The organism is Pseudomonas maioricensis (assembly GCF_022790535.1).
GTDB classification, from domain to species: domain Bacteria; phylum Pseudomonadota; class Gammaproteobacteria; order Pseudomonadales; family Pseudomonadaceae; genus Aquipseudomonas; species Aquipseudomonas maioricensis.
The window spans coordinates 35,192-41,696 of record NZ_LOHG01000032.1; the positions used below are offsets into that span (position 1 = coordinate 35,192).

The window sequence follows — 6,505 nt, forward strand, 5'->3', positions numbered from 1 at the left end:
GTGCTTGAAAGGCCCGCCCAGTGCGGGTCTTTTTTATTCAGAAGCTAATCAGACGCGTGTTAATGGCAATTGACAATCAACGGGCTGCTTCTCTACGATGCTGCTCATGCGCCGATTTAAACAACTACTTGCGGGGCGCCAGACAGGCATGAAGCTTGTCGATAGAAGTCCTCAGGGGCTTCGAAATACCGCTAAAGCGTTGGTTCGGTGTTGCCTCTCACCGCTGCCCAGCGGAGCATTTGAGGCTGAGACAAAACATCATGAGCCACCCCGTCGTTCGCATTTCCCCGATTGCCACCCAGTTCTCCCGTCGCAACCCGAAAATTCTGCTGTGCGGTTCACACCAGCCCACCTTGCTGCGTTACCTGGACGGTCGTCCACGTCGCAACGGCGGACCTCACGCGTTTCTGATTCAGTTCGTCGATCCGCTACAGTCTCTGGCCAGCTTCAAAGACAACGAGTTCGACCTGGCGGTGGTTCAGGCGCCGTCTGCCGAGCGTGTGGAAGAAGTGGTGCGTGATCTGACGCGCATTGCCCGGCAGGGTTTGATTACGCGGTGTTGAGGTGTCTGAGCGCCTGATTTTTGTAGGCGCTGCCGAAGGCTGCGATGGCGGCGTGTCAGGTTAAATGCTTCGCAGCCTTCGGCAGCTCCTACAGGGTCGGCGGGTGAGGTACAGCGCGGTGGTTGAGCTGCTCTTTCAGAGGTAATCAATCGCCACGATGTAGCAAAGCTGTTCGCCGGTTGGTGTCTGAACTTTCACTTCAGCGTCCAGCGCCTTGCCGATCAGGGCGCGGGCCAACGGCGAATCGATGCTGATCATGTTCAGCTTCAGGTCCAGTTCGTCAGGGCCGACGATTCGGTAGCGCGATTCCTTGCCGTCCTCATCTTCAATGGTCACCCAGGCGCCGAAGTAAACCTTGTTGATGTCGCTCGGGTGAGCGTCGACGACCTTCAGGCTTTCCAGCCGCTTGGTAAGGAAGCGCACGCGACTGTCGATCTCGCGGAGCATTTTTTTGCCGTAGGTGTATTCCGCATTTTCCGAGCGATCGCCTTGGGCCGCCGCCTCGCTGACCGACTGAGTCACCTGTGGGCGACGTACATGCCATAACTCATGAAGCTCGGCACGCATCCGCGCTTCACCCTCGGGAGTGATCAGCGCGGTGCCAGCGGTGCGGGGAGGGCGATAGCGGCTCATGGATTGTCGTTGTATGAAACACGGGCGCGCAGTCTATCAGCCATCGCGCAACACCGTCAGCGGGCTGACATTCAGTGCTCTGCGGGTACCGAATACACCTGCACCACCGACCAGCAACGCGCCAATCACTGGCAGCAACAGCAGCCAGGCGTGAGGAGCCCAATCCAGGTTAAAGGCGTAGCGGTACAGCGCGAACGTCACCAATTCGCAACCCAGTGCAGCCAACAGACCGCTGACTGCGCCGAGGAGGCCGAACTCGATTCTTCGTGCCTTGATCAGCAATGCTCGTTCCGCACCCAAAGCCCGTACGAGCGCACCTTGGCGAATGCGCTCATCAAGGGTCGCCTGCAATCCGGAAAACAGCACGGCGATGCCGGCTGCCAGAACGAACAGTAGAACGAACTGCACTGCCAGCGTGACCTGATCCAGAATGCTGCGTACCTGCGCCAGCAGTGCTTCGACGCCCAGAATGCTGATAGCCGGGAAGGTGCGTGACAGTTCGACGATCTGTTTGTCGTTGCCAGCAGGCAGATAGAAGCTGGTCATGTAGGTGGTAGGCAGATCCTGCAAGGTGCCTGGCTGGAAGATGATGAAAAAGTTCGGCTGGAAGGTGTCCCAGTTAACGTCACGCAGGCTGGTGACGACGGCCTCGCGACTCATGCCGCCGACCATGAAGTTCAGCCGGTCGCCCAGCTTGATCTGCAGGCTCTCGGCCAGTTTGGTCTCTACCGAAACCCCTGGAGTTGTGCTGGTTTCACCGTTGGCAGGCCACCAGTTGCCCGCGGTCAGAGTGTTGCCTTCCGGCATGGTTGCCGACCAGGTCAGGTTCAGGTCGCGGCGTGTGGCGTTTTCCCCGCGGGAATCCTTGGTCACGAAGTCGCTCACCGGCTTATCGTTGATGTTCAACAGACGACCGGGTACCACCGGATAGAGGGGAGCTGCATGAGGTGAAAGCTTGCTGATCTGCTGACTGAAGGCGTCTTTCTGATCCGGCAGCACATTGAGCACGAAGTAGTTTGGCGCATCCTTGGGTAGCTGGTTTTGCCAGGTGTCCAGCAGTTCGCCGCGCAGCAGTGCGATCAAGCCCATGGACAACAGAATCAAACCAAACGCCAGAGACTGCCCTGCCGCAGCCATGGGGTAGCGTAGCAACTGCCCCAGTCCCAGGCGCCATGGCAGAGAAGCGCGGGCCAACAGGCGTCGCAGACTTTTCAGGGCCAGCAACAATAAGCCGCCAAGCACTACCGCAGCAATTACGCCGCCACCGAGCAAGGCAAACGTCAGCACCAGATCAAGGCTCAAGCGCCACATGATCAAACCCAGGGCGAGCAGGGCGGCGCCATACACCAGCCATGAGCTGGCCGGGATTGGCAGCATGTCACGGCGCAGTACGCGCAGCGGGGGAACACGGCCCAACGCTGCAAGCGGTGGCAGGGCAAAACCTGCGAGTGCGACCAGACCAGTGCCGATACCCGCCAAGGCGGGCATCAAGCCACCTGGCGGAACAGTAGCTGGCAGCAGGTTATGCAGCAGACCGAACAGCGCCAGTTGCGCCAGCCAGCCCAGCAATGCGCCGCTCAATGCCGCGAGCAGGCCGAGCATGGCCAGCTGCAAACTGAACAGCACCAACGCTTCATTGCGCGACAGGCCCAGGCAGCGCATCAGCGCGCTGGCATCAAAACGGCGTACGGCGAAACGTGCAGCCGACAGCGCAACCGCGACACCGGCAAGCAGCACCGCAACGAGGCTGGCCATATTCAGATAACGTTCAGCCTTGCCGAGCGCGCCACCAATCTGTTGGCTGCCGTCACGGGCGTCCTTGATTTCCTGATGCGGCTCCAGGCCAGGCTCTATAGCTTTGCGATACGCGGCAAGCGCTTCAGGCGGGCCGCTCCACATTTCCCGATAACTGACGCGACTGCCGGGCTGCACGACTCCGGTACCTTGCAGGTCGGCCATGTTGATCATGACCCGCGGCGTCAGGCTATAAAAGTTACCGGCACGATCAGGCTCGTAGGTCAGAACGCGAGTCAGCTTGAGCGTTTTGGAACCCACATCAATATCGTCGCCAACTTTCAGATCCACTGCCGGAAACAGCCGGGACTCGGCCCAGGCTTCGCCGGGTTTCGGGCCACGGCTGACTTCTTCCGGCTGGTAAAGGTCGGCAGCGCTTTTCAGCTCGCCGCGCAACGGATATGAACCGTCGACCGCCTTGATGCTGGATAACTGGATCCCGGCGTCTGTTGCAATGACCGTGGAAAATACGACGATTTGTGCGTGGTCGAGCTTGAGTGCTTCGCCTGCCTGGATCTGCTCAGGCTTGGCCGGGCTTGAGCCTTCCACCACCAGATCGGCACCGAGAAACTCGGTGGCGCGCAACAGCATCGCGCCATTCAGGCGGGCACCGAAGTAGCCGATGGCGGTGCTGGCGGCTACGGCGACCAGCAACGCAAAGAACAGAACCCGTAATTCACCCGCGCGGGCGTCGCGCAGTAGTTGACGGGTGGCGAGGGTGAGCAGGCGCAGAAACGGCAGGCGTACCATCAAGGCTCCAGTGGGGCGACCAGACGGCCACCTTCAAGACGGATCAGGCGTCGGCAGCGGTGTGCCAGACGTTCGTCGTGGGTGACCAGTACCAGCGTGGTACCGCGCTCCTTATTCAGTTCGAACAGCAAGTCGCTGATACGTTCGCCGGTCTGGCTGTCCAGGTTGCCGGTAGGTTCATCAGCGAACAGCACCGAGGGGTCGGCCGCGAATGCACGAGCGATGGCGACCCGTTGCTGTTCGCCTCCGGACAACTGGCGGGGCGTATGAGTCAGGCGCTTGCCCAGCCCGACACGCTCAAGAAGGACTCTGGCCTGATCGCGAGCGTCCTTGCGGCCTTCCAGTTCCATAGGCAGCATGACGTTTTCCAGCGCGTTTAGGCTGTCGAGCAACTGGAATGACTGGAATACAAAACCCACGTGTTCCGCGCGAACCCGGGCGCGTTGATCTTCGTCCAGCTCACTCAGGTTGCGTCCCGCCAGAATCACTGCACCGGAGCTGGGCAAGTCGAGACCGGCCAGCAGGCCGAGCAGGGTTGATTTGCCAGAGCCGGACGCGCCGACGATGGCCAGACTGTCGCCCTTGTTTAGTTCCAGAGAGAGTTCGTGCAGGATGGTCAGGTCACCTTCGGTGCTGGGGACCACTTTGTTGAGGCTCAGAGCACTGAGAATACTTTCACTCATGGAGAATCCGATGCGTGCGTGGTTTTTAAGTGCTGGCCTGGGTTTGCTGTTGCTGTCACAAGGCGCAGCGGCGGGCACAGTATTGATCGTTGGGGATAGTATCAGCGCGGCTTTCGGCCTGGATACCCGCGTAGGCTGGGTAGCCTTGCTTGAGCAGCGCATGAAGCAAGAGGGTTTCACCGATAAAGTGATCAATGCCTCTATCAGCGGTGATACCAGTGCAGGAGGCCAGGCGCGGCTACCTGCGCTGCTTGCAGAGCACAAGCCAGAACTGGTGATCCTTGAACTGGGGGGCAATGATGGCTTGCGTGGCCAGCAGCCAACTCAATTGCAACAAAACCTTGCATCGATGATTGATCGCTCCCGGGACGCTGGCGCCAGGGTGCTTTTGCTGGGGATGCAGATCCCGCCGAACTACGGGCCGCGCTATACCAATGCATTCAAGGCGGTTTACAGCAACCTTGCTGACGAGAAGAAAGTGCCGCTGGTGCCGTTCTTTCTCGAGGGCGTGGGCGGTGTCCCCGAACTGATGCAGGCTGACGGATTGCATCCAGCGGCAGGTGCCCAGCAAAAGTTGCTGGAAAATGTCTGGCCGACGCTAAAACCGCTGCTTTGAGGCTTTTCTAGCGGGGGGCTTTCGGCTAAGGTGGCGCCCCCAATCTGGAGCCCTCCATGCCACGTCCCGCCTGGTCGCTGTTTGCCTATCAAATGATCGAGCCCGATGAGCAGCTCGACCTGTTCGCGTGCCAGGAAGTCAAGGTGCATTTGGTTGCTCGTCAGCTTGAACTGGGCGGCACCGTAGACCGCACGCTGTGCGGGACGTTGTTGCCCGCGCAGCCACGCTGGTCACTGGTCGCACGCGAGGTTTTCCGTGATGAGCGGCTATGCTCGCTGTGTCGCGCCATCGTCGAAGCGCAGAAGCGGGGCACCAGACCGATCTGGCCTGAATTGCGATTCATGGAGTAAATTGCGGGTTGGCTCCCGGTCCAGCAGGTCTGGGTGTACAATTTGCCACTTTCACTACCCGCCGTATTGCCCAAGGATTTCCGGATGTTGTTGCGCATTCCAGCCGTTACCCGCTGCCTGTCGCTTGCTGCACTGTGTGCGGCGGGCTCCGTTTCCGCTTTGGAATTCCCTTTGCCGCCACCGGGCGAAGACATCATCGGCCAGGTACAGACCGTTACTGCCAGATACGAAGATACCTTCGCTGACCTGGGCACTAAGTACGATCTGGGGTATCTGGAAATGATCGCGGCCAACCCGGGCGTCGATCCCTGGTTGCCGGGCGCGGGTACCCAGATTGTGCTGCCGACCCGTTTCATACTGCCGCCCGGCCCGCGCGAGGGCATTGTGATCAACCTGTCCGAATACCGGATGTACTACTACCCAAAAGGTCAGAACGTCGTTCACACCTATCCGCTGGGTATTGGTCGTGAAGGTTGGGGGTCGCCTATCGGCGTCACCAAGGTGATCGCCAAGACGCCTAATCCGACCTGGACGCCACCGGCTTCGATCCGCGCAGAGCACGCTGCTGATGGCGATCCGTTGCCAAACGTGGTGCCAGCGGGTCCGGACAATCCTCTGGGGCCGTTCAAGTTTGGTCTGGGGATGTCGGGTTACCTGATCCACGGTTCGAACAAGAAGTTCGGTATTGGCATGCGCACCAGTCACGGCTGCTTCCGTATGTATAACAACAACGTGCTGGAGCTGGCTGATATGGCGCCGGTGGGGACTACCGTGCGGATTATTGCCGAGCCTTACAAGTTTGGTTTGAGCGGTGGCAAGGTTTATCTGGAGGCGCATACGCCGGTGGATGACAACGGTAACCCGTCCGTGGTTGATAAGCACACGGCGGTGATCAATGCGCTGCTCAAGCGTGAAGACCTGGCTAATAACCTGCGCATGAATTGGGATCTGGTACGTGATGTGGTTGCGGCTGAGGATGGTATGCCGGTTGAAATCGCGGTGCCGGGTGCTGCGGTGGCTGCTAGTCTGCAGGATTCGATTCCGTTGCAGTGATGGTTCTTGCGTTGGAGTAGCTGTTCTGGCGTACATATCCGTTGTCAGGTAACGGCTGATATT

The 6,505-nt window shown here is 59.6% G+C and carries 7 protein-coding genes; 4 read left to right on the plus strand and 3 right to left on the minus strand.

The features are described from left to right. Positions 1 to 260: 260 nt before the first annotated feature. Positions 261 to 563: a class I SAM-dependent methyltransferase gene (locus AUC61_RS25905; RefSeq protein WP_243249106.1), complete on the plus strand. Its 303-nt coding sequence runs from the start codon at positions 261 to 263 to the stop codon at positions 561 to 563. A 135-nt stretch (positions 564 to 698) separates the two neighbouring features. Here AUC61_RS25905 and greB read toward each other — a convergent pair whose 3' ends face one another. From greB to AUC61_RS25920, 3 genes are read right to left on the minus strand one after another with little or no spacing between them, the layout of a single operon-like run. Beyond that, on the minus strand, positions 699 to 1,196 hold the full coding sequence (gene greB, locus AUC61_RS25910; protein ID WP_243249107.1) for a transcription elongation factor GreB: 498 nt from the start codon (positions 1,194 to 1,196) through the stop codon (positions 699 to 701). A gap of 36 nt (positions 1,197 to 1,232) precedes the next feature. Next, positions 1,233 to 3,740, minus strand: coding sequence for an ABC transporter permease (locus AUC61_RS25915; protein ID WP_243249108.1), 2,508 nt, complete (start codon positions 3,738 to 3,740; stop codon positions 1,233 to 1,235). Then, positions 3,740 to 4,423, minus strand: a complete 684-nt coding sequence (locus tag AUC61_RS25920; protein WP_243249109.1) for an ABC transporter ATP-binding protein — start codon at positions 4,421 to 4,423, stop codon at positions 3,740 to 3,742. Before AUC61_RS25920 ends, AUC61_RS25915 begins: the two co-directional genes overlap by 1 nt. 10 nt (positions 4,424 to 4,433) lie before the next feature. On the opposite strand from AUC61_RS25920, the gene AUC61_RS25925 reads away from it, so the two are divergent. The 3 genes from AUC61_RS25925 to AUC61_RS25935 all read left to right on the plus strand — a co-directional run bounded on the left by AUC61_RS25925 (position 4,434) and on the right by AUC61_RS25935 (position 6,442). After that, positions 4,434 to 5,039, plus strand: coding sequence for an arylesterase (locus tag AUC61_RS25925; RefSeq protein WP_243249110.1), 606 nt, complete (start codon positions 4,434 to 4,436; stop codon positions 5,037 to 5,039). 56 nt (positions 5,040 to 5,095) lie between these two features. Then, complete coding sequence (locus AUC61_RS25930) at positions 5,096 to 5,389, plus strand: hypothetical protein (RefSeq protein ID WP_122664605.1); 294 nt, start codon at positions 5,096 to 5,098, stop codon at positions 5,387 to 5,389. Between the two features lie 84 nt (positions 5,390 to 5,473). Further along, positions 5,474 to 6,442 carry a L,D-transpeptidase family protein gene (locus AUC61_RS25935; RefSeq protein ID WP_243249111.1) on the plus strand — a complete coding sequence of 323 codons (969 nt, stop codon included), beginning with the start codon at positions 5,474 to 5,476 and terminating at the stop codon, positions 6,440 to 6,442. Positions 6,443 to 6,505 lie beyond the last annotated feature (63 nt).

Excerpts from the sequence above, each read along its gene's own strand:
- AUC61_RS25905 (WP_243249106.1), top strand. The coding sequence starts at position 261 with ATGAGCCACCCCGTCGTTCGCATTTCCCCGATTGCCACCCAGTTCTCC.
- greB (WP_243249107.1), bottom strand. The coding sequence starts at position 1,196 with ATGAGCCGCTATCGCCCTCCCCGCACCGCTGGCACCGCGCTGATCACT.
- AUC61_RS25915 (WP_243249108.1), bottom strand. The coding sequence starts at position 3,740 with ATGGTACGCCTGCCGTTTCTGCGCCTGCTCACCCTCGCCACCCGTCAA.
- AUC61_RS25920 (WP_243249109.1), bottom strand. The coding sequence starts at position 4,423 with ATGAGTGAAAGTATTCTCAGTGCTCTGAGCCTCAACAAAGTGGTCCCC.
- AUC61_RS25925 (WP_243249110.1), top strand. The coding sequence starts at position 4,434 with ATGCGTGCGTGGTTTTTAAGTGCTGGCCTGGGTTTGCTGTTGCTGTCA.
- AUC61_RS25930 (WP_122664605.1), top strand. The coding sequence starts at position 5,096 with ATGCCACGTCCCGCCTGGTCGCTGTTTGCCTATCAAATGATCGAGCCC.
- AUC61_RS25935 (WP_243249111.1), top strand. The coding sequence starts at position 5,474 with ATGTTGTTGCGCATTCCAGCCGTTACCCGCTGCCTGTCGCTTGCTGCA.